Genomic DNA, 24,328 nt, shown 5'->3' with positions numbered 1-24,328 from the left:
TTACAACTAAAAAACAACTTAATTCAACATGAAAAATTGGCCATTGATTGTAGTACTTTTATGTATTACTCACTTTTCAAATGCTCAGGTAGTGGATAAAGTCAAAGGAGCTTTTATTTCTAAAACACCTGTAACAGCTGAAGGTCTAGCAAACTTAGAGGAGAATAAGGTTGATTTATCACAATTAGTGGTATATATCTCTGAAGAAATTCATATTCAAAGGAATATTCCTAAAGATGCAGAAGTGATCAGCAGTACTGAAGGAAACATTGTCTATGATAATGGAAAGAAAATTGAGAAAATTAAAATAGTAAAAGGAGCTACAGGAATAATTACTCAATCTTCTTCTGATTCTCTAAAAGTGAAATTCGAGAATAAAGAAGGGTATGAATTCACCTTCATAAAAGATAAAAGAGGAACTGATAATACAGCCGCTTATTATCTGAAAGTTTCGAATGACAGGGAAGTAGAGTACGGCCCTTATGAATGGTATTTGAACTGGGGCAAAGGAGCAAATGTGCTTTGGAAGTACAAAGAAATCACGAAGTCCGTTGCAAATACTAAAAGAGTTAAAGGCATAAAGCCGAGTGGATCACAGAAATAATATTTTTATAAAAGCACTGTGATTTAAAAAAGGTATCAAATTTTCAATAAAATATAGAGGTTCGAGTGGTAAAAATAGCACTCGAACCATTGTTATAACCTTTGAACCGTCACAAAAAGTAGCTTAATTTGGAATTTATACTGAAGTTGTTGAGAATATTTGATCATAAATTTTTCCTCCTATAAATGTTGCCTTATCCCCAAGGTGACGCTGTATTCTAAGGTTTTCATTCCATTTTACCATACGTTCACTTCTCGCAAATGAACCTACTTTCAATTGACCAGCGTTAGTGGCAATTGCCAAGTGGGAAATAAAGGCATCCTCTGTCTCTCCAGATCTAGCCGAAACAACCGGAAGCCATCCTGCTTTTTGAGTCAGGGCAATCGCCTCTAAAGTTTCCGAAACAGAACCAATCTGATTCAATTTTATCAAAACAGAATTAGCCAACTGCTGTGCAATTCCCTCCTCAATTCTTTTAATATTTGTGGTGAATAAATCATCTCCAATGATTTGTACACAATGACCAAATTCTTGAGTGAATTTTTTCCAATAGTCAAATTCAGTGTCCGCAAAAGGATCTTCAATAGAAACAATAGGATACTTCTCACACCAGTCTTTCATCATAGCATAGAATTCATCTGGGGTGAGTTTTTTATTTTCCAGTCTCAAGTGATAGTTTTCACCATCAAACAAGTCACTTGCTGCAATGTCTAGAGATATTGCCACATCTTTCCCTGCTTCATAACCTGCCCTTTGGATAGCTTCCATAAACACTTCAAACGGCTCTTCATTATTGACATAATCAGGCCACCAGCCACCTTCGTCGGCAATTCCCACACACTTTCCTTTTTCCTTCATGACTTTCCCCGCTTCATGGTAGATATTGTGGGTCATTTCCAACGTCTCTTCATACGTTTTAGCACCAATAGCTATCACTAGGAAATCTTGAATATCCGTAGCCCAGTCAGCATGTGCTCCACCGCCTAGAATCTGGATTTCATTCAGTGGAATAAGGTGTCCATTGCCGTTGCCGAGGTATTCATATAACTTTTGGTTTTTAGCATTGGCCGCTGCATAGGCTACAGCCATTGAAGTGCCCAAAATAGCATTTGCACCTAATCTGGATTTATTAGGTGTACCATCTAGAGCAATCATTTTTTGATCAATGCTTTTCTGATCAAAAACACTATCACCTTTTAAAGCCTCTGCAATTTCTCCTTTCACATTAGCAATGGCGTTGAAAACAGATTTTCCTCTAAACTTTGTTTTATCACCATCTCTTAGTTCCCACGCCTCAAACTGTCCCGTAGAAGCACCTGAAGGAACAAGACCACGTCCCGTTGTACCATCTTCTAATTCTACTTCTACTTCCAAAGTAGGATACCCTCTCGAATCATAGATTTGATAGGCATCTATATTTTTAATATTCATTTTCTAATTGTATTGAATTTACCCAGAGATCTGAAAATGCATCTAGTGTTTTGACCTTTTTGGGTAATGTTTTGTAAACAAAATTTCGTACTACATCCTGTTGTTCTTCTTGTAGATACTCCACAGGAGATTTTCCATCTACCCTTGCCAGCATTAATAATAAAAGCAGGTGGATTGTCTGTTCCTCTAGCGTTTCTTTTGATGAAAAAGAGATATTTGACTGATAAGTTTGGAAGAATTCCTCTGCAAGGTGTATCAGCTGTTGTGATTGCTCAGGCATTAATAGTGCTTTCAATATAAAGTGGTTGATCAAGAAAGCAAGATCAAAAACGGGATCTCCATACCAAGCTACCTCACAGTCAAGTACAACAATACGGTGAGGTGATACCATGATATTTTTGGGACTGAAGTCGCCGTGTACCAAGCACTTTTTGGTATTACTCAACCGTAACGCCTCCTCACTGAAATAAGATAAAAGCTGTGGATGTTTTTTGGCTGTACTTAGCAAGTAGGGATCAATTCTCAGCTCATGAAAATTCTGAAGGGTATCAAATTGAGAAGCTACCTCAACTTTATCAAAAGAAGTGTTGTGTATAAGACCAAGAATACGCCCTGCCTCACGAGCATATTCCGCGTTGATCTTCCCTTCCATTAATTCTTTTTTCCAATTCGAAAAATCACCTTCAATCATTTCCATACAGAAAAAATGATGTTCTTCGTCTTGGTAAAGAATTTTTGGAACAGCCTCAGGCAATAAGTTGCCTACATATTTTAAGTACTTCTGTTCCGTGTGGTTTCTACCAATATCAGCAAACCAATCTTCTTTTACTTTCAGTTTTTTCAAGGCTCGTTTTACTACAATCCTTTTCTCTCCATTATCCAAAAGAAGAATTTCACAAGATACCCCACCATTCAGCGGGGTAATCTCAATGTTTTTACTACTGATAATTCCTTGAGTCTGCAGGTACTCAATTAATTCTTTTTGATTCATAATCTATGCAATTGGTTCTGCAATTGTCAATCCTCTTGTATAGTCAAATAGTGTTTCAATACTATTGACACCACCGCCGTTTCCACTTCCATTTACACCTCCATATGGCAGTCCATAAGCGAAGACATTGTGTGCGTTGACCCAGCTGTTGCCCGATACCATTTCGAGTGCTACTCTCTGTGCTTTTTCTGCAGAAGTAGTCCACACACTATTGGCTAAACCATAGTCTAGACAGTTGACCTGTTGGATGGCTTCTTCTTCTGTTTTAAATGTGGTAATGTAGGCTACTGGTCCAAAGATTTCTTCTTTAAAACAGATGTTATTCTGATCGCCCATCAATAACGTAGGAGGAATGTAATACCCTTCTTTTTCAGGTGCGACATCAGCTCCTAAAATAAGTTGAGCACCTTCTTTAATTCCTTTCTGGATATAGTCAATAATACTATCCTGTTGCTTTTTACTTACCACAGGTCCCATTTCACATTCTTCCATCATACCAGGCTGAATGACTGTTTTTTGAAGGTTGGCTTTTACTTTTTCTACAAATTCATCTACTACATCCTCTTGAATGATCCATCGTGTGGCAGTACAGCAAACTTGTCCGGTGTTGAGTGTAATAGCACCCGCAAGACCTTCCGCCGCATGATCAATGTCTGCATCTTCAAAAACTACAGCTCCACCTTTCCCGCCAAGTTCGAGTTTAGCAGGTTTAAGGTGTATGCCGCAGTTTTGACCAATAAGTTTCCCTACAGCAGAAGATCCTGTGAAGGAAACACATTTAACTTTAGGATGGGTGGTAATGACTTCTCCAGCCACCGACCCTTTTCCTGGAACTATATTGATAACTCCCTCAGGAATGCCTGCTTCTTGTGCGAGTTTTCCTAAGTAAAGTGTACTTAAAGGTGTAATTTCAGCCGGTTTGATCACAACTGTATTTCCGGCGGCAAGTGCAGGGCCAATTCCCCACATACAAAGTGTTAGAGGGAAATTCCAAGGGAAAATAAATCCGACTACACCAAAAGGTATTCTAACTTGTTTTCCGTTGATGCCCTCTAGTTCAAGTTTCTGCTCAAAATCTTTTTCAAGAATAAGATCACTGAAATAGCGTATACATTCAATGCCAAAAGGAACATCAAAACCTCTTGCGTTGTTGATGGCTTTCCCTACGTCTAGTGCTTCAAGTTGAGCTAATTCTTCACTGTCTCTCTCACATAGATCAGCAAAGCGTTTCAATACCTCTGCTCTTTGTTGTGGTGAGATTGATTTCCATTGAGGAAATGCTTTATCTGCCGCTTCAATGGCATCTTCCACATCATTTTTTGAAGATTGACTCACTTTGGTCAATACTTCTTTGTTGGCAGGGTTTTCTATTTCAGAACAATCTTCAAATTCTCCTTTTTTCCAAGTCCCGTTAACAAAAGCAGGTATTGGATCTTGAGCTAAGAAAGCTTTTACTTTATCTGTTAATTGGTTCATAGGTTATGTGGTTAATGTAATAATTCATTTACTAAAAGATTGCATATCGATCTTTTTACAAATTTAGGGAGAGCGGGTAGGGAAGAATAAATGCTTTATTATCAGATTTGTGTACTATATTTCCTTTTGGGAGCTATTTTTTGAATTAATAAGACATTTGATACATAAAGGTCAGTTTTGAGCAGGAATAATTGTAGAAAGGAGGAAATAAAAAAGCACAAACCTCTCAAAAAAGACTTGTGCTATTGTAAAGTTATACGACTGCTTCTCCAAACAATTCTCTTGCTTTTTTAGTGGCTAAGACCATGTTTGAAAGTGAAGGTTTAACTTCTTTTCCGTTTCTGGTTTTTAGGCCACAATCCGGATTGATCCAGAGTTGTTCAACAGGAATTTGCAATTTTGCTTTATTGATGAAATCAATGATTTCGTATTTTGTAGGGACATTGGGTGAATGGATATCATAAACGCTTGGCCCAATCTCATTGGGATATTTGAAAGTAGAAAAGGCATCAAGCAGTTTCATCTGAGAACTTGAACATTCAATAGTGATGACATCTGCATCCATAGCTGCAATGTTTTTGATGATGTCATTAATGTGACATTAAAAGAACATTCTAAAGTAATTGGTCATCAGTTTGTGCATGATATCTTGGCATTAGATGAGATCACGGAGTGTTACAATATTTCAGGTGATTATGACTTTCTTTTTTAAAAGTAATGGTCAAGGACATGAAAGCGTATCAGGATTTTTTTTGAATAAACTAGGTGAAATAGCCAACATAGGCAGTGCACACAGCACATTTGTAATGGGAAAAATCAAAGAGTCTATGAATGTTCCTTTGAAAGGTCTGGGAAAAAAATAACCCGACAAATATAAAATCTATCGGGTCAACTTCGTAGCGGTTGTTTGAAACCTCTTTTTTGAATTTCTTTTCAAAAGATGTTGTTAAGATCTTCTCTTAGTAATCAGACTGTAATAATACTACTCAAATTATTTATGTTTGGTTACTTATTCTCCCTTATTAAAGTAATTCGGGTTTTGTTGTAAGAAAAGCTCTGCATCTTCAGCAGTCATCTTGAACTTATTCATTAGCATCTGTAATTCTGGTCCAATTACCTTCTTAGGAGCCGCTTTTTTTCTAGCTGCTGTCGCTTTCTTCTTGATCTCTTTATTTTTCTTCTCCCTAGCTACTGACTCTACCACTTCGTTCGTAACAACAGATCCACTACCACTAACAGTTCTACCTTTACATCTAACTAAGTGACTAGCAAATTCTGCATCAGGAATTCTAGCTTTACATCTTGGACAAGTTCTTGTTGAGGCCATATATAATAATTATGATTAAATGAGTGTCTGCAAATATAATGTAAAAATATTCGAATTGGTTCGTTGAAAATTGAGTTTTTAGAAACATTCAAGAAATTGATAATTATTACGCAAATGAATCTTTTATTATCAATATCTTATTTTTTAGATTGTTTATTTTTCCTACATTTCTCACTGCAGTATTTTACTTCCTCCCAAACTTTTTCCCATTTCTTTCTCCAAGTAAAAGGCCTTTCACATACCACACAAACTTTAGTGGGCAAATCGCTTTTCTTTCTCATTATTTTTGATGTATTACAATGTTATCCGCTTGTGCAATAGGCAGAGTGGCCAGATTCTGGAAAGCATAGTAAGAGTGAAGCCCCGAAATACCTGCACTTTGTGCTTGTGCGAGGTTAATATTTCCTTGCTCATCAAAAATACTGTCATCTTTAATATTAATGAAATTTACCCTTCCTATGACAATCTTAGTTTTATTCGCCTTCACATCCATAATATCTTCTAAAGTCATTCCAAACTGAATCTTACTTTCTTTTACAAAAGGAACTATTATGTCAGTATGATATTCTGGTGTAAGGTTGCAGGTTTCAAATTCAGAAACTTCTTTATCGAATTTTGCAGAGGTGAGATGAGCATTTACTATTTTATCACTAACCACATGATTGATGGTGTAGGAACCTGTTTCCAGAATATTCTGCAACGTATGTCGGGGCACATCTTGCGATGGCCTTGTCACAAATGCAACCAATGGAGGATTGCTGCCAAGGTGGAATACAGAACTGAAAATAGCTAAGTTTTCATGACCATTTGTATCAACAGAACCAATTAAGTTGGCAGGTTTGATGCCGGTAATGGAGTTGATAAGATTGATCTTGAATTTAAATTCGAGTGTGTCAATTTCTTTTTTATTAAGCTTCATCGTTAGGGTTATTAAAAATTTCCTTTTTCACATATTTCCAGAATTTAAAGAAAGAAGGGTAATACCCTTTCACATTAGAGATCCAATCCCTTTCCTCTTCAATTCCCTTATAATGTCTAACTGTGGGGTGTTCCTTATAATAAGTACTTGAACCGTTTAATTGTTTTTTTAATTCATGAAACTCGCCTGAAAAAATCTGAATTCCATCTATATTTTTTGATAACTCTATGATAAATTCAAGAACGGGGTCACTGATGGGGTATTGATCAAAATGTGAAGGTTCTAGTAGTAGTATTCTATTGCCTTCTATTTCCTTGTTCCAAAGAGGGTCAAGGTTATAAGAATTATAAATGAATGTCGGAAGGCTTGGATCAATAGCAACTGTTGAACTTTCAGGAAGATTCGTTTTGAAGTCTGGTTCAATGACATCTTGCAGAACTGTGGGTCTTTCCATTTGTTCCAATTCTTCATACGACTTATCTAAATAAGTACCTTTCTGAAAAGTGTGGGTGTATTTATTGATATTGGTTTGATTCGCAAAATACTTTTTATTACTGTTTGCACCTGCCACCCACTGCCAGCTTAATGCGTTACTAGCCCAGTCATGGTCAAGTAAGTGGTAATACATCCATTGGGCAGGGAGTTTCCAATGTGATTTACCGACATTACAAGTTAGCATGGCAATGTACATTCTCATATGATTATGGAGGTAACCTTGCTTTCTTAGTTCAATAAGATGATCATTGAGAATGTTAATTCCAGTGTTTTCATTATAAATTGAGGAAGGGATACCACGATGTTCAACTTTTGGCTGTTCATGCTTTAAATCTTGATCAATATCTTTTTCAATCCATATTTGCTGCCAATAATCCCTCCAAGCTAACTCTTGAATGAACTTCTCATTTTTCCTTAAACTATGACCATTTTTGACAAGTTGTGAAACAACATATTTTGTAGAAATGACGCCTCTAGAAATATAAGGAGACAAGTAAGAAACTTCACCATCAATGTAATTTCTCGATCGAGCATAGTTTTCCGGTGAGTACTGCCTTACAATTTCTTTGATTTCTTGGTAAGTGGTTGGGAATTCAAAAGTGGTTAACATATTCTATTTAAAATCGGTTAAGGTGACTTCAAACATCAGAAGAGAAGATAAATTGTGACATTTTTGATCTAATTCTAATGTTTATAGTAAATAGATGAGCATCGAAATTGTTTGAAAAAAGATAATTAGCGAGGCGATTTAGACAACCTATGATAAGTATATTCGTTAAACAATATTTATAACTACTTTTTAAATAAACGACAACATCATAGTATACTTTACAACGACTATTAATAAATATGAGTAATATCGAACTCCAAAAAAAATCAAAAATCACTCTTACAAAAGGCAGTACTATCTCTTTAACCAAGGATAATGGTAATTCCCTGGATTTTGTACGTGTAGGTGTCAATTGGGGCGCCATCCAAAAGAAAGTTTTTTTTAATATGATTCCTGTAACATCAAATGTTGATTTAGATGCAAGTCTTTCTGCCTTTGATAATAATATGGAACATGTATACACTGTTTTTTACAATAAGCTAACTTCTCCTGATAGTGCCATCAAACATTATGGTGATGATCTGGAGGGAGACCTTAATGGAAATGACGGTCTGGACAATGAAATTATTTGGGTTGATCTCAAAAATATCGACAAAAAAGTAAAACAAATTTACTTGTATCTCAATTCCTATTCTCAACAGAATTTCTCACAAATTCCTTTTTCAGAGGTCAATATTTATTCTCAGAATGAATGCCTTGCCAATTTTAATTTATCCGCTTCTGAAGAATACGCTGATTATGTATCTATGCTTATGGGGCGTCTGGTACTGAAAAATGGCTGTTGGGAGTTTGAAGTAATTGGAACGCCGATTGCTGCAAAGGATATTTCGGAAACAATTTCATATATAAAAGAAAATTACTAGAGTAGAAATGTTATGGGTATAGACTTAAAAAAAGGAAGCAAAGTCAACCTGATGAAGGACAACGTTAGGTTGGACAAAGTAATGTTGGGAATTGGATGGGACATCATTCCTGGAAACTCACTTGATCTTGATATTTCTGTTTTCATGGTTGGTGAAAATGGAAAATTACCTGCAGATGAATACTTCATTTTTTACAATAACTTAAGGTCACCTGACAACAGTGTTGAGCATACTGGTGATAATAGAGATGGAGAAGGAGATGGTGACGACGAAATGATCTTAGCTTATTTATCACAAATCAATCCCTCAATTAAGGAACTAATTTTTATTGCATCTATTCACAATGCAGAAGTGTTGAATCATCATTTTGGAATGTTGGACAATGCTTATATTAGGATTGTGGATGTCGACAAGAAAAAAGAGATCCTAAGGTTTAACCTTAATAGATCAACGTTTGGTAACTCTACAGATATGGAGTTTGGAAGGTTGATTAAGTCAGGTAGAGACTGGACTTTTAAAGCAACTGGCGACGGAACTAGAATTGGTTTACAAGGTTATGTAGATCAATATGTATAAAAAATAATATCATTTTTTAGGAAGAGACTTACAGATGTGGGTCTCTTTTTTTTGTTTAAAATGGAATAGAAATCTCTCCAAAAGATCTTATAAAGGAGTGTAAAAAGGGAGAAATAATATGCTGATTTGTCAAATTTAGAGTGCTAATTCAGCTATAATGATGATTAGTGAATTATTTTTTTGTAAGAAATTAATTGAATAGAGGCTGTTTAAAATAAGCCTCTTTTTTTTGCTTCTTTTTGAGATAGAAATAAATAAAGAAATGAAGTTTGAGTAATGTTATAAGAATTATTTTAAAGCAGATTATGTGTGTGGCATTTTTGATAAAATTGGTATTGGAAATGACTTTATACCCTTGTATAATTATCTGTTTATCCCTCTAAAAACACTCAAAAATAAAGGTGTAATAAAAAATAACATTTTTTTAGACTTATATAAATAAACTAAATTTTTGCTATGAATGAATAGTCACTTCTGTAATGCTGTGTTTGAGTTTGTTGTTTTGTACTTTTTTGATAGATGAATGAATAGGTAGTCATTATTTAATAAAATCAAATGTTTATTTTTTTTAGAAAAGTTGTCACAATTTCGGGATCTGAATTGTTATACGGGCTGAAAAATGAGCAAAAGCGAGCTTGGACAAACTTTCATCATTCAAGTAACAGATTCATTTTTTAGGTGAACAAAGAATTAAACTAAGATAGTACTGTGTGGTAATTGTACTATTTCAAGAATAAAAGATATGACAGACACAAACCAACTGCTTAAAGAGACGCCGATTGCCATTGTTGGTATGGCCTCTGTATTCGCAGACTCTGAGAACCTAGAGAAGTACTGGGAAAATATCATCCAAGGTGTGGATTGTATCAAGGAAGTTCCTGACGACCGCTGGAAAATTGATGATTACTATGACCCTAATCCATTAGCAGAAGACAAGACTTACTGTAAAGTAGGTGGCTTCGTTCCAAAAATCGATTTCAACCCAATGGAGTTTGGTTTACCACCAAATATCTTAGAAGTAACTGATGCTTCACAGCTATTGGGTCTTGCAGTAGCAAAAGATGCATTGATCGATTCAGGATATGCTCCAGGTTCAGATGCGTTAAAAGCAGAATTAAGAGAAAGAACAGGTGTTATTCTTGGCGTTGGCGGCGGTCAAAAGCTAATCATTCCTTTGACAGCTCGTTTACAGTATCCAGTTTGGAGAAGAGCATTAGAGTCAATGGGAATGCCGGAAGAGCAAATCGCAGTGGCAATCGAGAAGATGAAAGCAGCGTTTGTGCCTTGGACAGAAAACTCATTCCCAGGTTTATTGGGTAACGTAATTTCTGGTCGTATCGCTAACCGTTTTGACTTTGGTGGTATCAACTCAGTAGTGGATGCAGCTTGTGCGGCTTCATTGTCAGCTATCAAAATGGCTGTTGCTGAATTGGTAGAAAAAAGAGCAGATATGATGATTACAGGTGGTGTAGATACAGACAACTCACCATTCATGTACATGTCATTCTCAAAAACTCCTGCATTCTCTCGTAACGGTAGCATCCGTCCATTTGACCAAGATGGTGACGGTATGTTGATCGGTGAAGGTGTTGGTATGATGGTCATGAAGCGTTTAGAAGATGCTGAGCGTGATGGAGATAAAATCTATGCTGTAGTAAACGGTATTGGTGGTTCTTCAGATGGTCGTTATAAATCAGTTTATGCACCTCGTCCTTCAGGTCAAGCTTTAGCGATGAGAAGAGCATACGAGGAAGCAGGTTATGATCCATCAACAGTTGGTTTGATTGAAGCACACGGTACAGGTACTAACGCAGGTGATGCATCAGAAGGTGTATCAATGGGTATGGTATTCGGTGACGATGGTGTGAAAACAAATCACATTGCATTAGGTTCTGTAAAGTCTCAAATTGGTCATACAAAAGCAGCAGCAGGTGCGGCGGGTATGATTAAAGCAGCTTTAGCCTTGCATCACAAAATCCTTCCAGGTACAATCAATATCACAAAGCCGAACCCGAAATTAGAGATTGAGAAGAAGGCATTCTATATCAACTCTGAGACTAGACCTTGGTTCCAAAAGGATGCTCAAACTCCATTGAGAGCAGGTGTATCAGCTTTCGGTTTTGGTGGTGTCAACCTTCACTTCTCTATGGAGGAGTACAAAGGACAATCAATCGAGAAAAATAGAGTTCACAATATCCACAGACAATGGTTGCTTTCTGAAGTATCATCATCTGCGCTAGTGGCGTTGGCTCAAAAACATATTGACGGTTTATCAGGTGCAGATGCAAAAGCATACTACAAAGAAGTATCCGCTACAGCATTCGCAGAAAACGTTCCTGTAAATCAACCAAGAGTTGGTTTCGTTGCTTCATCAATCGAGGAGGCTACGAAAAAACTTCAAGCTTTTGTTGCCGCATTATCGAAAGATGCAAACGCAACAGAGTGGAAAAACCCAATCTTAAATGTTTGGTATAGAAGTGCCGCTTATAACGGTAAGGACAATGTTGCTGCTTTATTCGCAGGACAAGGTTCTCAATACACAAACATGGGTAACGAAATCGCTTGGTCATTCCCTCAAGTTCGTGAAGTATTCGCGAAAGTGAACGGTGAATTTGAAGCAAGCAACAAAAAACCTTTAACTGAGACTGTATATCCGATTCCTGTATTCAGTGATGAGGAGCGTAAACAACAACAAGCGGTACTTACGCAAACTGAAAATGCTCAGCCAGCAATTGGTGCATTATCGGTAAGTATGTATCACATTTTACAAAACGCAGGCTTCAAAGCAAGTTACTTTGCAGGTCACTCTTATGGTGAGCTTTCAGCTTTATATGCTTCAGGTGCAATTGACTTAGCAACGTTCATCAAACTTTCGAAAGAAAGAGGACAAGCAATGTCAGCACAAGCAGGTGTAGATGCAGGTACTATGATGGCTGTTAAGGCAGATGTTGTAGCGGTTCAACCTTACATCGGTAAATACCAAAATGTACAGGTAGCCAACATCAACTCAGGTACGCAAACGATCTTAGGTGGTGCGAAGAATGAATTGGAGGCGCTTAAAACGGAATTAAAAGCAGGAGGCTTATTAGCGACTATCCTACCAGTTTCTGCCGCATTCCATACACCTTATGTTGGTCATGCTTCTAAACCTTTCGCAGCAGTATTAGACAATACAAACATTGCTGCCCCTCAAGGTAAATTGTATTCGAACACATTAGGTACTGCTTACCCGGCACAACCTCAGTTCATCAAAGAAACTTTAAAGAGACACATTTTAAGTCCAGTTAAATTCAAAGAGCAAATCGAGAAAATGTACCAAGAAGGTGCAAGAGTGTTCGTTGAATTTGGACCGAAAAATATTCTATCCAACTTAACTTCTGAAATCTTAGCAGGTCAAGATCACCAAGTGATTGCATTGAACCCTAATCCTAAGAAAAACTCAGACGTTCAGTTGAGAGAAGCAGCTATCCAATTAGCTGTAATGGGTATCCAAATCCAAAACTTTGATCCGTACGCAAGACCAGTTCAAGCAGGTGGTGCGAAGTCGAAAATGAATGTACAGATTTCTGGTACAAACTATTTGACAGACGGTTTCAAGAAGAGATACCAAGACACATTAGCGAAGGGAGGAAAAGTGCTTTCGCAAAAAGCACCGTTAGTAGAAGAAATCGAAACGGTGATTGCTGAGACAACAGACATGTCTCAAATTATTGAAGAAAAAATTCGTCAGAAACAAAATTCAGCTTCCATGGCAGAGAAGGCAGTATTGGATCAAATCCAAGCAGATATCCAGCGTCTAACTGAGCAACAAACACGCATCGAACAAATGTTGTCGTCGTTGTTCAATATGCAAACAAATAACCAATTAGCTTCAAATGCAGCTCCTGCTCCTCAGCAGTTACAAGCTCCAGCTGAAGTGCCAACTCCAGCCCCAGTTGCTGAAACTCCTGCACCTGCAGTAGATACGTTGCCTGCAACGTCTGCTCAAGGAGGTGTATCAAATGCAGAAATCGAAGCATCTTTATTAGCAGTAATCGCTGAGAAAACTGGTTACCCTTCTGAGATGTTAGAAATGGGTATGGATATGGAAGCTGATTTAGGAATTGACTCTATCAAGCGTGTTGAGATCTTCGGTGCGATGACAGAGGCTAATCCATCAGTTCAAGGAGTAGATCCACAAGAATTAGCAGAGTTAAGAACATTAGCTCAAATTGCTGAATACATTTCAGGAAAAGCAGGTGCCACTTCAGCACCGGCAGCAGCTCCTGCACCAGCGGCAGCTCCAGTAGCAGCAGCTCCAGCAGCACAAGGTGGCGTAACCAACGCAGAAATCGAGGCATCACTTTTAGAAGTAATTGCAGAGAAAACAGGTTACCCAGCAGAGATGTTAGAAATGGGTATGGATATGGAAGCTGACTTAGGAATTGACTCTATCAAGCGTGTTGAGATCTTCGGTGCGATGACAGAGGCTAATCCATCAGTTCAAGGAGTAGATCCACAAGAATTAGCAGAGTTAAGAACATTAGCTCAAATCGCTGAATACATTTCAGGAAAAGCAGGTGCAACATCAGCACCGGCAGCAGCTCCTGCACCAGCGGCGGCTCCAGTAGCAGCAGCGCCAGTAGTAGAAACACCAGTTCCAGCAGCACAAGGTGGCGTAACTAATGCAGAAATCGAAGCATCACTTTTAGAAGTAATCGCTGAGAAGACAGGTTACCCAGCAGAGATGTTAGAAATGGGTATGGACATGGAAGCTGATTTAGGAATTGACTCTATCAAGCGTGTTGAAATCTTCGGTGCGATGACAGAAGCGAATCCATCAGTTCAAGGAGTAGATCCACAAGAATTAGCGGAGTTAAGAACATTAGCTCAAATCGCTGAATACATTTCAGGAAAAGCAGGTGCAACTTCAGCTCCAGCGACAGCTCCTGCACCAGCAGCGGCCCCAGTTGCAGCAGCACCAGCACAAGGTGGCGTAACCAACGCAGAAATCGAAACATCACTTTTAGAAGTAATCGCTGAGAAAACAGGTTACCCAGCAGAGATGTTAGAAATGGGAATGGACATGGAAGCTGACTTAGGTATCGACTCTATCAAACGTGTAGAGATCTTCGGTGCGATGACAGAAGCGAATCCATCAGTTCAAGGAGTAGATCCACAAGAATTAGCCGAATTGAGAACGTTAGCTCAGATTGCTGAGTACATCTCATCAAAGGCAGGAGCGTCCACCCCCAGTGTAGAGGCGAATACTAATTCGTCAATCGCGGAAAAAAAAAAGTCTACTAACGAAGTAGAAGAAACAACAGTTGCAGAAGATCATACTTCATTCCTTTCAGGAAACTATGATCGCGTAGCACGCTACGATGTACAGTTGAAATATATTCCCGAGCCAGATCAATTGGTGATCGAGAAAAATGCAGACGCATGGACAGTCATTACAAATGATGGCTCGGGATTAACAGTTTCTTTAGCACAAGAATTATTGGCTGAGGGAAGAAAAGTAGCTGTATTGACAATGCCAGCTTCATTGGTTCGTCAATCGGCAGTGACTTTACCAAACGAGGTAAAGGAGATTGCTCTAGCTGAAATTTCTGATGATGCGATCAAAGCAGCATTAGCGCAAATCGGTGGAGTTGATCAATTTATTAATGTACATCCTCACTTTAGATTCCCGTTAGGTCAATGGGGTATGCACTTCGACAAAGAAAAAGAATTGTTGAAAGCAGCTTACTTATTGGCGAAGCACTTAAAACCTACTTTAAATGAATATGCTTCTAAGTCAACTAGAGCTTCATTCATGACGGTAACACGTTTAGAAGGTGCTTTCGGAACGAAGAACCCTGGTAATGTTTCAGTAATCGGAGGTGGATACTTCGGATTAACGAAATCATTAAACTTAGAATGGACAAACGTATTCTGTAGAGGTGTAGACCTTTCTTCTCAATTGAAGGCGGAAGTAGCAGCGAAGAAAATCGTAGCGGAATTAAATGACGCTGACGTTTCTACAACTGAAACTTCTTACAACGATGAAGGAAAACGTTTCACTCTAGCAGCAGTTGAGCAAGCACATACAGCAGGTACAATGCGTACTTCAGGTATCACTTCTCAAAACGTATTCTTAGTAACAGGTGGTGCCAAAGGTGTAACGGCAGATTGTGTTAGAGCAATGGCGAAAACGTACAAGTCTAAGTTTATCTTAGTAGGTCGTTCGGCATTGACAACAGAAGAGCCAACATGGGCACAAGGTGTAGCAGAAGAGCCAATCTTGAAAAGAAATGCCATGATGTTCTTGAAGGAAAGCGGTGAGAAACCACTTCCTAAGACAGTGAATAGAATGGTAGGTGCGGTACTTTCTCAAAGAGAAATCCAAGAGAACTTAGCGTACATTCAAAGTGTTGGAGCAGAAGCACATTACACTGCGGCAGATGTTACAGATGCTGAAAAATTAAAAGCAGCTGTAGCGCCAATCGTTGCGAAAACAGGAGCAATTACAGGAATCATCCACGGTGCAGGTCGTTTAGCAGACAAACTGATAGAAAACAAAACAGCAACAGACTTCGATAACGTTTATGATGTGAAGATCTCTGGTTTATTAGCAGCCGTAGCCGCTGGTAGTATCCACGATATCCAACACGTTGTATTGTTCTCTTCTGTAGCCGGATTCTACGGTAACGTTGGTCAAACAGACTATGCAATTGCTAACGAGGTATTGAACAGAGTAGCACACTTATTCAAGAAAAACCATCCAGACGTACATGTTGCTTCCATCAACTGGGGTGCATGGGATGCAGGTATGGTAAGCGGAGAATTAAAGAAATTATTCGAAGCGCACGGTGTTTCTCTAGTACCTTCTGATGAAGGTCCTGTAGCAATGGTGGATCAATTAAGTGACGCTTTTAAAGCACAACCTCAAGTGATTTTAGGTGGTACTTTACCACTTGCGAAAGCAGATATTACAGGTGATTTGAAAAGCTATACGATCAAGAGAAATATGACGGAAGAGAAAAATCCTTTCCTTCAACATCATATGATCCAAGGTAATGCAGTATTGCCAATCGTAAACGCTTCTACTTGGATGGTTCAAACAGCGACGGATTTATATCCTGGCTTCAACATCCAAAGAGTAGACAACGCAAAGCTTTTCAAAGGAATCGTATTTGATGGTACTCAGGCGGAAGACTACACAATTAAGGTTACAGAAACGTCAAAATCAGAAAAGACTGTAACGTTGACAGTAAACGTTTCTAGCGATAATGGAGGTAAACTTCCGCTGAACCATTACCAAACGCAAATCACTTTAACTTCTGAACCAGTTGAAGCACCCGTATTAGCATTGCCAAACAGTGCAAATACACCAGCGGTTGCCGATGCTTCTTCAGTATATACAGACGGAACGCTTTTTCATGGTGCTGATTTCAACGGAATCAAAACGATCCTTGAAATGGACGAGAAAAACATGATTTTCTTATGTGAGCACGAAGGTGTGACCGAAGAACGTCAAGGTCAAGTGCCAGTGAAAAAAGTGAATCCTTACCTAATGGATATCATGTACCAAGGAGCAGTCGTTTGGGTACGTCGCTTCCACGGAGCAGCAAGTTTACCATTAAGTACTGATTACGTTGAGATCTTCGATGCCTTGCCATTCGGTAAGCCATTCTATGTGAAGATCGAGGTGAAAAAAGCAGATGACTTCTCAATGGTTTCAGACATTACAGCATACGATGCTGAAACTGGAAAAGTTTATATGAAAAGTTACGGAGCGGCAATGACTATCAGCCGTGAATTAACTTGGTCGTAAGGCCCACACACACAATCAAAATCTGGTTCAAGTTTCGACGCTTGGGCCAGTAATTATAATGATTCAGGTCTTTCGTTAGACCTGAGTCATCTAAGTGATAAAGTTGAAAAGCTGAATCATTTGTCTAGGTGAAAATCTTAGACGCCAAAATTGAATGTAGGGGTAGACCTACGTGTCTACCCGATATAAAGCAGACCTAGGTGTTTGCCCGAAAAGAAGTAGACATTTCAATTTTACATCTCTGATAAAAAGGAGATAAAATAAGATATAGAATGAGTAAAAAAGACAAAATTGCGGTCATTGGTATGGGAGGACTCTTTCCAGGGTCAGCCACTCTCGATACATTCTGGAACAACCTTCTAGAAAACAAAGACCTCGTGACTTTATCTGATGAAAAGACGTTTGGACAAGATCCCTTACGACTTTATCATACAGAAAAAGGAAAACTGGATAAATGTTATGCGATTCGTGGTGGTTATGTTCGTGACTTCGACTTTGATCCATCGGACTATAAAATCCAGAAAAACTTACTAGCAAAACAAGACGATCAGTTCAAGTGGTCGTTATATGTAGCTCAACAAGCCTTAAAAGATAGTGGTTACTGGCAAAACACGCAGGACAAAAACTGCGGTGTTATTGTGGGTAACTTGTCTTTCCCAACCCGTCGATCACGTCAAATATTCTCACCTATCTATGCAGATATGGCAGGGAAAGTATTCACTGAGTTAACAGGAGAGGAAGTAAAAGTTCCTTTCGCGAATACAAACTACGACGCAAACATTCACGAAACATTATTGACGAATTCACCTTCTGCCTTGATCGCTCAAGCCGTAGGTTTGACTTCGACCAACTATTCATTAGACGCTGCTTGTGCCTCTAGTTTATATGCCATCAAATTAGCCATTGATGAATTACAATTGGGTAAAGCTGACATGATGTTGGCAGGTGCCGTAAGCGGTGCCGATCCATTGTTTATTCACATGGGCTTCTCTTACTTCCATGCGTATGCACGTATGAATGAAAAGTCAGCACCTTTGGATAATACTTCAGGTGGATTGACTTCATCAGAAGGTGCCGGTATGGTCGTTTTAAAACGATTAAGCGATGCGCAGAAAGATGGTGACAAGATCTTAGCCGTTATTGATGGTGTTGGTTTATCGAATGATGGAAAAGGTAAATTCCTTTTAAGTCCAAACCCTAAAGGACAAAAGCTTTCTTTCGAGAGAGCCTATAAAGGAACAAACTTGACACCTGCTGAAATTGATTACTTGGAATGTCACGCTACGGGTACGCCTCTAGGTGATACCACTGAGATTAATTCAATCAGCGATTTCTTTGCACAAGGAGAAGTAAGACCTCCATTCTTGGGGTCTGTAAAATCGAATATGGGACACTTGCTTACAGCGGCCGGTATGACGGGTATGCTGAAAGTGATCCTTGCGATGCAAAAGAAATTTATCCCAGCAACGATCAAAATTGACGGTGCTGTACATTCCAACGATCAGAAAGTCGGCAGAGACCAAATGATGTTGGAAAATAAAGAGTGGCCATTAAAAGGAGAGCAACCTCATGCAGGTATCAACGCTTTCGGTTTTGGTGGTACCAACGCCCACATGATCTTATCGGCTTACGATGAGAAAGTGGAGGTAGAAAAAGAACAAATTACATCGCCTAAGCAACCGCTTTCAATTGTGGGTATGGATCTTCACTTCGGTGGATGTGCCAGCTTGGAAGACTTTTACTTATCCCTTTATCAAGGACAGCAATTCTTCAAAGACCTTCCTGCTAACCGTTGGAAAGGAATGGAAGAGTTGGAGACATTGAAAAAAGGTCTTGGGCTTGAAGATATTAAACGCTTGAAAGGAGCGTGGTTGGAAGAATTTGATTTGGATATTCTTCGTTTCAAAATCCAACCGAAAGAAGCGGAACGTTTAACGTTACAGCAGACTTTAATGCTGACAGTGGCAGACCGTGCATTGCATGATGCAGGTTTAAAAGAACTGGAAGGCAAAGGAGCGAACATTGCGGTATTGACAGCAATGGAATCTGAATTGGAGATCCATCATCGTATGGGACGTTGGGATCTGATTTGGCAGGTAGAAAAAGCCTTGGAAATGGCTGGTTTGGATATGGACGTGAAGAAAAAGGATTCTCTTTCTGATGTCTTGAAAAACTCAGTATTCCAAGCGTTTGAAGACCACTCTCCATCAGAACACACTGGTTTTATCGGTAACATCATCTCCAGTAGAGTTTCAGCTCTTTGGGATTTCACGGGACCTTCATTCACGATTTCATCGAACGAAAATGCAGTATATAAAGCATTGGACGTAGCGAGAAATATGTTGGCTTTAGGTGAAGTGGATGCAGTTGTAGTTGGTGCGATTGATTTATCTGGAAGTATGGAAGGGGTATTAAGCCGTCATGTCTTGAACCCAGTCAATACAGGTGATATTTCATTTGGTTGGAATACAGAAACGAACGGATGGAATATCGGTGAAGGTGCAGGTGCTATTGTAATCAAGAGAGCGGAAGATGCGAAAAATGATCGTGTGTATGCTCAGATTGATGATGTGGCAATTGTGCAGTCAGATCTGTCTTCATTGAATGGAGAAATCAACGCTCAAGCCGTAGCTAAAGGTGCGGAAGAATTATTACAAAGTAATGGTTTGGATGCTTCTGATATCGGATTATTAGAAGTTTCAGCATCAGGTATTGCTTCAGAAGATAAAGCGGAAATTGAAGGTTTGACTTCAGTTTACCAATCAAAAGAGGAGAAACTTACATGTGCCTTAGGTTCGGCAAAAGCAACCGTAGGTCATACGTTCTCAGCTTCGGGTATCGCTTCTATCATCCGTTCAGCATTAGCTTTATACCATCGATTTATTCCTGCATCCCCTCAGTGGTCAGGTCCTAAATTCGAAGAGAAATTTAAAAACACACCTTTCTACGTTCCTCAGGTTTCATCACCTTGGGTTGTGGAAGAAGGAAAAGATACATTAAGAGCGGCGATTTCAGGTTTAGCCACTGATGGTTCTTCAGCACATGTTTTAATGTCTGAAGGTACGCATCCGCAGTTAGACGAACGCAGTCCTTATTTAGCCAAAGGAGGAGAACGTCTATTCCCTCTATCCATTGAAAGACCGGCGGGAATTAACGAGCAATTGTTGGGTATTCTAACAGATGTAGAAACGTTAGGTTTCAATGAAACATCAGACAAACTTTGCGAAGCATTTAATCCTAATGCACCTATTAAGCCTATTTTCGTTGCAAAAAGCGAGAAAGAATTAATGCGTGATGTGGCGTTTTTCCAAGCCCACATGAAGGATGCTTACAAAGGAAAGAAAGCATTGCAAATGCCAACGGGTAGCTACTACAATCCTAACCCTATCAGTAAGGATGCAAAAGTAGCAATGGTTTACCCTGGTTCTGGTGCGGCTTACCAAGGTTTTGGAGCTTCATTATTACAGATGTTCCCAAGCTTGTATGATCATATTAAAGATTCTGTGAACTACCCGAACAGAGCGTTCTTTACAGAATATTTATATCCTAGAACACTGAAAAAGCCAACAGCAGAGGAAATCAAATTGCAAGAGGAAAGTTTGGGTACAAATGCTCTTCCTGTAATGGCGATTGGTGTTGCCTTTGCGACAGCGTATACAGTGCTCTTACAAGATATTTTAAAAGTAAAATCGGATTCGTTGGCAGGCTACAGCATGGGGGAAACTTCAAGCTTATGGTACGGTCAAGGGCTTTGGGATGGTCATCAAGTGGATGAGAAATTCTTGGAAACAAACGTATTCTCTGAAATTGTTGGCGGTGCAATGACTATTCTTGGTGAAGAATGGGGCATGGATGCAGCAACAGCGAAAGAAAAATGGAGAAGCCGTTTGATCACCTTAAATGCAAAAACGTTAGGGTATACTACTTTGGAAGATTGGTTCAGAGGTGAAGTGGAAGGAAAGTACGAAAGAGTGTACTTGACCTTCATCAATACTGACTCTGAAATCATCCTTTCGGGTGACAATGAAATCTTAGAGGAGATCATGAAGAAGCATGCTCTTTCATCGGTGACATTGACCATCAACAACTGTGTACATCATCCATTTATCCGTAGAGTAACGGAAGAATTCATTGCAATGCACAATCTTCCATTACAGAAGGAAGTAACGCAAACAGTGTATTCGGGTGTCACACATCAGCCATTAGCAATCAGTGAAGAGGTGATTGCGAACAATGCCAAAGAAGTTTGCTGTCAAGAAGTGAACCTTCCGAAGTTGATCAGAAGCATGCATGCAGATGGACATGAATTGTTTATTGAAGTGGGAGCAAATGCTACACTTTCGAGATGGATCGGTGAGATCTTGAAAGACAAAGAACATGCTACGATTGCAACGGACCGTAAGGGTTCGGATTCATTGAAGAGCTTTATGGGAATGGTAGCACAATTGCTAGGTCAGGGCGTAGAACTTGATCTTCAAGCCATCATTGCGAAGACTTCAGCGAAGGGCATTCAAAGAAAGAAAATCTATAAGACTTTACATACAGGAGGCAACCGTTTTGAAGAGTTCGCATTAACTGCGGAAAACAAAGCAGCCTTCATCAATTCAACAAACAGAGTCAATACAGCGGAGCCTGTGCTAGCAGGAGAGGAATTTGACATGTTTGCTTTATCAGAAGAAAAAGAAGAACAAACAACCACCAAAGATATGGATAAGAATTCAACCTTAGATGTGATTGAAAATAAGGTGAAACAAAAGATTGCTGAGAATGGCTTGGCGCTTTATGATTTCGACGCACCTGATTACAAAGCGAGCAAGAAAGATGCGATCTGGAATGAACAAGATCTATTGACTTTCGCTACAGGTAAAATTGCTGACGTATTCGGACCTGAGTACTCAATTATCGACACTTACCCTTGTCGTGTAATGTTGCCAATGCCTCCCTACTTATTGGTGAGCCGTGTAACAAAATTGAATGCGAAAACGAATGAGTACAAGCCATCGAGCTTGACGACTGAGTACGACATTCCTTACAACTCATGGTTCGCTACTGACGGACAAATTCCTTGGGCTGTAGCCGTAGAATCAGGTCAGTGTGACTTATTATTGATTTCATATTTGGGGATTGACTTCCAAAACAAAGGAGAGTACAAATACCGTCTATTAGACTGTACGTTGACTTTCTTGGATGATCTTCCTTTCGAAGGACAAACGTTACGTTATGATATCAGCATCGATAGCTATGTACGTAATGGTAACAACCTTTTATTCTTCTTCCGTTACGATTGCTACGTAGAGGACAGAATGGTATTGAAGATGCGTGGCGGTTGTGCTGGTTTCTTCAACGAAGCAGACTTGGCTGAAGGTCAAGGTGTAGTATACAAGCCAGAGGAATTAGAGGAAAGAAACAACCGTAAGAAGCAATTCTTCGAGCCACTTTTACACTGTGAGAAAACTACATTCAACCAAGAGGAGCTTTTAGCATTGACTCAAGGTGATTTGGCAGGTGTATTTGGTTCTGATTACAATACTTTAGGTAGAAACAAATCATTACGTCTTCCTCCAAAAGACATTTTAATGTTAGACCGTATCACGAAGTTGGACATCAAAGGTGGTCACGCTGGTCTAGGATGGATTGAAGCTGAGAAAGACTTGAAAGCGGACGATTGGTACTTCCCTTGTCACTTTAGAGATGACGAAGTATTAGCCGGTTCATTACAAGCAGAAGGTGGTGGACAGTTATTGCGTTTCTTAATGTTGTACATGGGTATGCAACGTTTGACAAAAGACGCTCGTTTCCAACCGGTATTAGATATTCCTCAGAAGGTAAGATGCCGTAAAGAGGTAAATGCAAAAGACGGTAAATTGATCTACCGTATGGACGTGAAAGAGGTAGGTTTAGTTCCTGAGCCATACGTAGTAGCCGACTTAGAAATTGTTTATGATGGATTGTCATCAGTGTACTTCGAAAACTTAGGTCTTCGTTTACAAGAAAAAGACAACCCTCAATATAAAAAGGACTTGGCCAACACTAACTACGGTGTATATGTGAAGCCAGTGAACAAGCCAGTGTTATTAGACGAAGGTGACATCACTCAATTCGCATTAGGTCCAGTATACAAGTGTTTCGGTGATGAGTACAAAGTATTCGAAGGACGTTCGTTATCACGTCAGCCAAACACGGATCTTCAAGTGATCTCAAGAGTATTGTCAATCAGCAATGAAAGACACGACTTCAGCAACAACCCTACAATCATCTCTGAATACGATGTTCCTGTAGATGCATGGTACTTCAAGCAAAATGCTTCTCCAGTAATGCCTTACTCAGTATTGATGGAAGTAGCCTTACAGCCATGTGGTTTCTTAGGTGCTTACTTGGGATCTACTTTATCAGTGCCAGACAAAGACTTATTCTTCCGTAACCTTGACGGTGACGGTGAGATGTTAGTAGACGTTGACCTTCAAGGAAAGACAATCACGAACAAAGTAGTGATGACGTCGCATACCAACCTTGCAGGTACAGTATTACAACGTTATACATTCGAACTTTCAGTAGACGGTACAGTATTCTATGTAGGTTCATCTTCATTCGGATTCTTTACAGTAGCCGATCTTTCTAGCCAAGCAGGTTTAGACTCAGGTGAGAAAGTACCAGCATGGAAAGACGTAACAGACTACGACAAGTCGAAAGCAATCACTTTCAACTTGGATTCATTATTCGGTAAAATGAAGTTGTACAAGTCTACCAACCCAGCTTCACCAAGATTACACTTGGCAGAAGACCAACTGAACTTGTTAGACAGCGCAACAATCATCAAAGAAGGTGGTAAGTATGGTAAAGGTTATATCCACGCCACTCGTGCCATCCATAACTATGATTGGTTCTTCACTTGCCACTTCTACCAAGATCCTGTAATGCCAGGTTCATTAGGTGTAGAAGCGATCCACCAAGCAGTACAAGTTTGGGCTTTACAACAAGGTTTAGGTGACGGTTTAGCGAACGTTGGTTTCAACCACCACGCTCCAAACAAAACCGTTTGGAAATACAGAGGTCAAATCCTTCAAGGTGACCCAACAATGAACTTGGATTGCCATATCAAAGAAGTAACGAAGGAAAACGGTAAAGTCGTAATCCTTGTAGATGCGAACCTTTGGAAAGGCGATTTGAGAATCTATGAATTAACGGACCTTTCTTTAGTAATTGGTTAATTCAATCCACATCATCAACCTTTAAATCAT

Annotated in this window: 14 protein-coding genes; 6 read left to right on the top strand and 8 right to left on the bottom strand. The window is 39.3% G+C overall.

Annotation, left to right across the window (positions count from 1 at the left end):
• Nucleotides 1-28: 28 nt before the first annotated feature.
• On the top strand, nucleotides 29-604 hold the full coding sequence (locus AVL50_RS16105; RefSeq protein WP_062617532.1) for a hypothetical protein: 576 nt from the start codon (nucleotides 29-31) through the stop codon (nucleotides 602-604).
• 135 nt (nucleotides 605-739) lie between these two features.
• On the opposite strand, the gene eno is transcribed toward AVL50_RS16105, so the two are convergent.
• From eno to AVL50_RS16085, 4 genes are all read right to left on the bottom strand, one after another.
• Nucleotides 740-2,035 carry a phosphopyruvate hydratase gene (gene eno, locus AVL50_RS16100; RefSeq protein ID WP_062617531.1) on the bottom strand — a complete coding sequence of 432 codons (1,296 nt, stop codon included), beginning with the start codon at nucleotides 2,033-2,035 and terminating at the stop codon, nucleotides 740-742.
• The gene (locus AVL50_RS16095) at nucleotides 2,025-3,026 is read right to left on the bottom strand and encodes an aminoglycoside phosphotransferase family protein (RefSeq protein ID WP_062617530.1); all 1,002 of its coding nucleotides are present in this window, start codon (nucleotides 3,024-3,026) and stop codon (nucleotides 2,025-2,027) included. Before AVL50_RS16095 ends, eno begins: the two co-directional genes overlap by 11 nt.
• A 3-nt stretch (nucleotides 3,027-3,029) precedes the next feature.
• Nucleotides 3,030-4,502 (bottom strand): aldehyde dehydrogenase, encoded by a 1,473-nt coding sequence (locus AVL50_RS16090; protein WP_062617529.1) that lies wholly within the window; start codon nucleotides 4,500-4,502, stop codon nucleotides 3,030-3,032.
• Between the two features lie 253 nt (nucleotides 4,503-4,755).
• Nucleotides 4,756-5,067 (bottom strand): hypothetical protein, encoded by a 312-nt coding sequence (locus AVL50_RS16085; protein WP_062617528.1) that lies wholly within the window; start codon nucleotides 5,065-5,067, stop codon nucleotides 4,756-4,758.
• A gap of 30 nt (nucleotides 5,068-5,097) precedes the next feature.
• Here AVL50_RS16085 and AVL50_RS33655 point away from each other — a divergent pair, with 30 nt between their 5' ends.
• Nucleotides 5,098-5,214, top strand: coding sequence for an Lrp/AsnC ligand binding domain-containing protein (locus tag AVL50_RS33655; protein WP_253764294.1), 117 nt, complete (start codon nucleotides 5,098-5,100; stop codon nucleotides 5,212-5,214).
• A gap of 297 nt (nucleotides 5,215-5,511) precedes the next feature.
• On the opposite strand, the gene AVL50_RS16080 is transcribed toward AVL50_RS33655, so the two are convergent.
• From AVL50_RS16080 to AVL50_RS16070, 4 genes are all read right to left on the bottom strand, one after another.
• Nucleotides 5,512-5,829 carry a hypothetical protein gene (locus AVL50_RS16080; RefSeq protein ID WP_062617527.1) on the bottom strand — a complete coding sequence of 106 codons (318 nt, stop codon included), beginning with the start codon at nucleotides 5,827-5,829 and terminating at the stop codon, nucleotides 5,512-5,514.
• A 137-nt stretch (nucleotides 5,830-5,966) separates the two neighbouring features.
• Complete coding sequence (locus AVL50_RS32750; RefSeq protein ID WP_082795860.1) at nucleotides 5,967-6,110, bottom strand: DUF2256 domain-containing protein; 144 nt, start codon at nucleotides 6,108-6,110, stop codon at nucleotides 5,967-5,969.
• Complete coding sequence (locus AVL50_RS16075) at nucleotides 6,110-6,748, bottom strand: flavin reductase family protein (RefSeq protein WP_062617526.1); 639 nt, start codon at nucleotides 6,746-6,748, stop codon at nucleotides 6,110-6,112. Before AVL50_RS16075 ends, AVL50_RS32750 begins: the two co-directional genes overlap by 1 nt.
• Complete coding sequence (locus AVL50_RS16070) at nucleotides 6,738-7,853, bottom strand: FAD-binding domain-containing protein (RefSeq protein ID WP_062617525.1); 1,116 nt, start codon at nucleotides 7,851-7,853, stop codon at nucleotides 6,738-6,740. Before AVL50_RS16070 ends, AVL50_RS16075 begins: the two co-directional genes overlap by 11 nt.
• 239 nt (nucleotides 7,854-8,092) lie before the next feature.
• On the opposite strand from AVL50_RS16070, the gene AVL50_RS16065 reads away from it, so the two are divergent.
• The 4 genes from AVL50_RS16065 (at nucleotide 8,093) to AVL50_RS16050 (ending at nucleotide 24,298) form a co-directional block, all read left to right on the top strand.
• The gene (locus AVL50_RS16065) at nucleotides 8,093-8,716 is read left to right on the top strand and encodes a TerD family protein (RefSeq protein ID WP_062617524.1); all 624 of its coding nucleotides are present in this window, start codon (nucleotides 8,093-8,095) and stop codon (nucleotides 8,714-8,716) included.
• A 12-nt stretch (nucleotides 8,717-8,728) separates the two neighbouring features.
• Nucleotides 8,729-9,292, top strand: coding sequence for a TerD family protein (locus tag AVL50_RS16060; protein WP_062617523.1), 564 nt, complete (start codon nucleotides 8,729-8,731; stop codon nucleotides 9,290-9,292).
• Between the two features lie 742 nt (nucleotides 9,293-10,034).
• The gene (locus tag AVL50_RS32600; RefSeq protein WP_063850746.1) at nucleotides 10,035-17,090 is read left to right on the top strand and encodes a type I polyketide synthase; all 7,056 of its coding nucleotides are present in this window, start codon (nucleotides 10,035-10,037) and stop codon (nucleotides 17,088-17,090) included.
• 272 nt (nucleotides 17,091-17,362) lie between these two features.
• Nucleotides 17,363-24,298, top strand: a complete 6,936-nt coding sequence (locus tag AVL50_RS16050) for a beta-ketoacyl synthase N-terminal-like domain-containing protein (protein WP_062617522.1) — start codon at nucleotides 17,363-17,365, stop codon at nucleotides 24,296-24,298.
• The last annotated feature ends 30 nt before the right edge of the window (nucleotides 24,299-24,328 follow it).

Origin of the sequence: Flammeovirga sp. SJP92 (genome assembly GCF_001583495.1) — a bacterium.
In the GTDB taxonomy this organism is placed as follows: domain Bacteria; phylum Bacteroidota; class Bacteroidia; order Cytophagales; family Flammeovirgaceae; genus Flammeovirga.
Note: the sequence above shows the minus strand (reverse complement) of the source record. Positions and strands in the feature narration are given on the sequence as shown.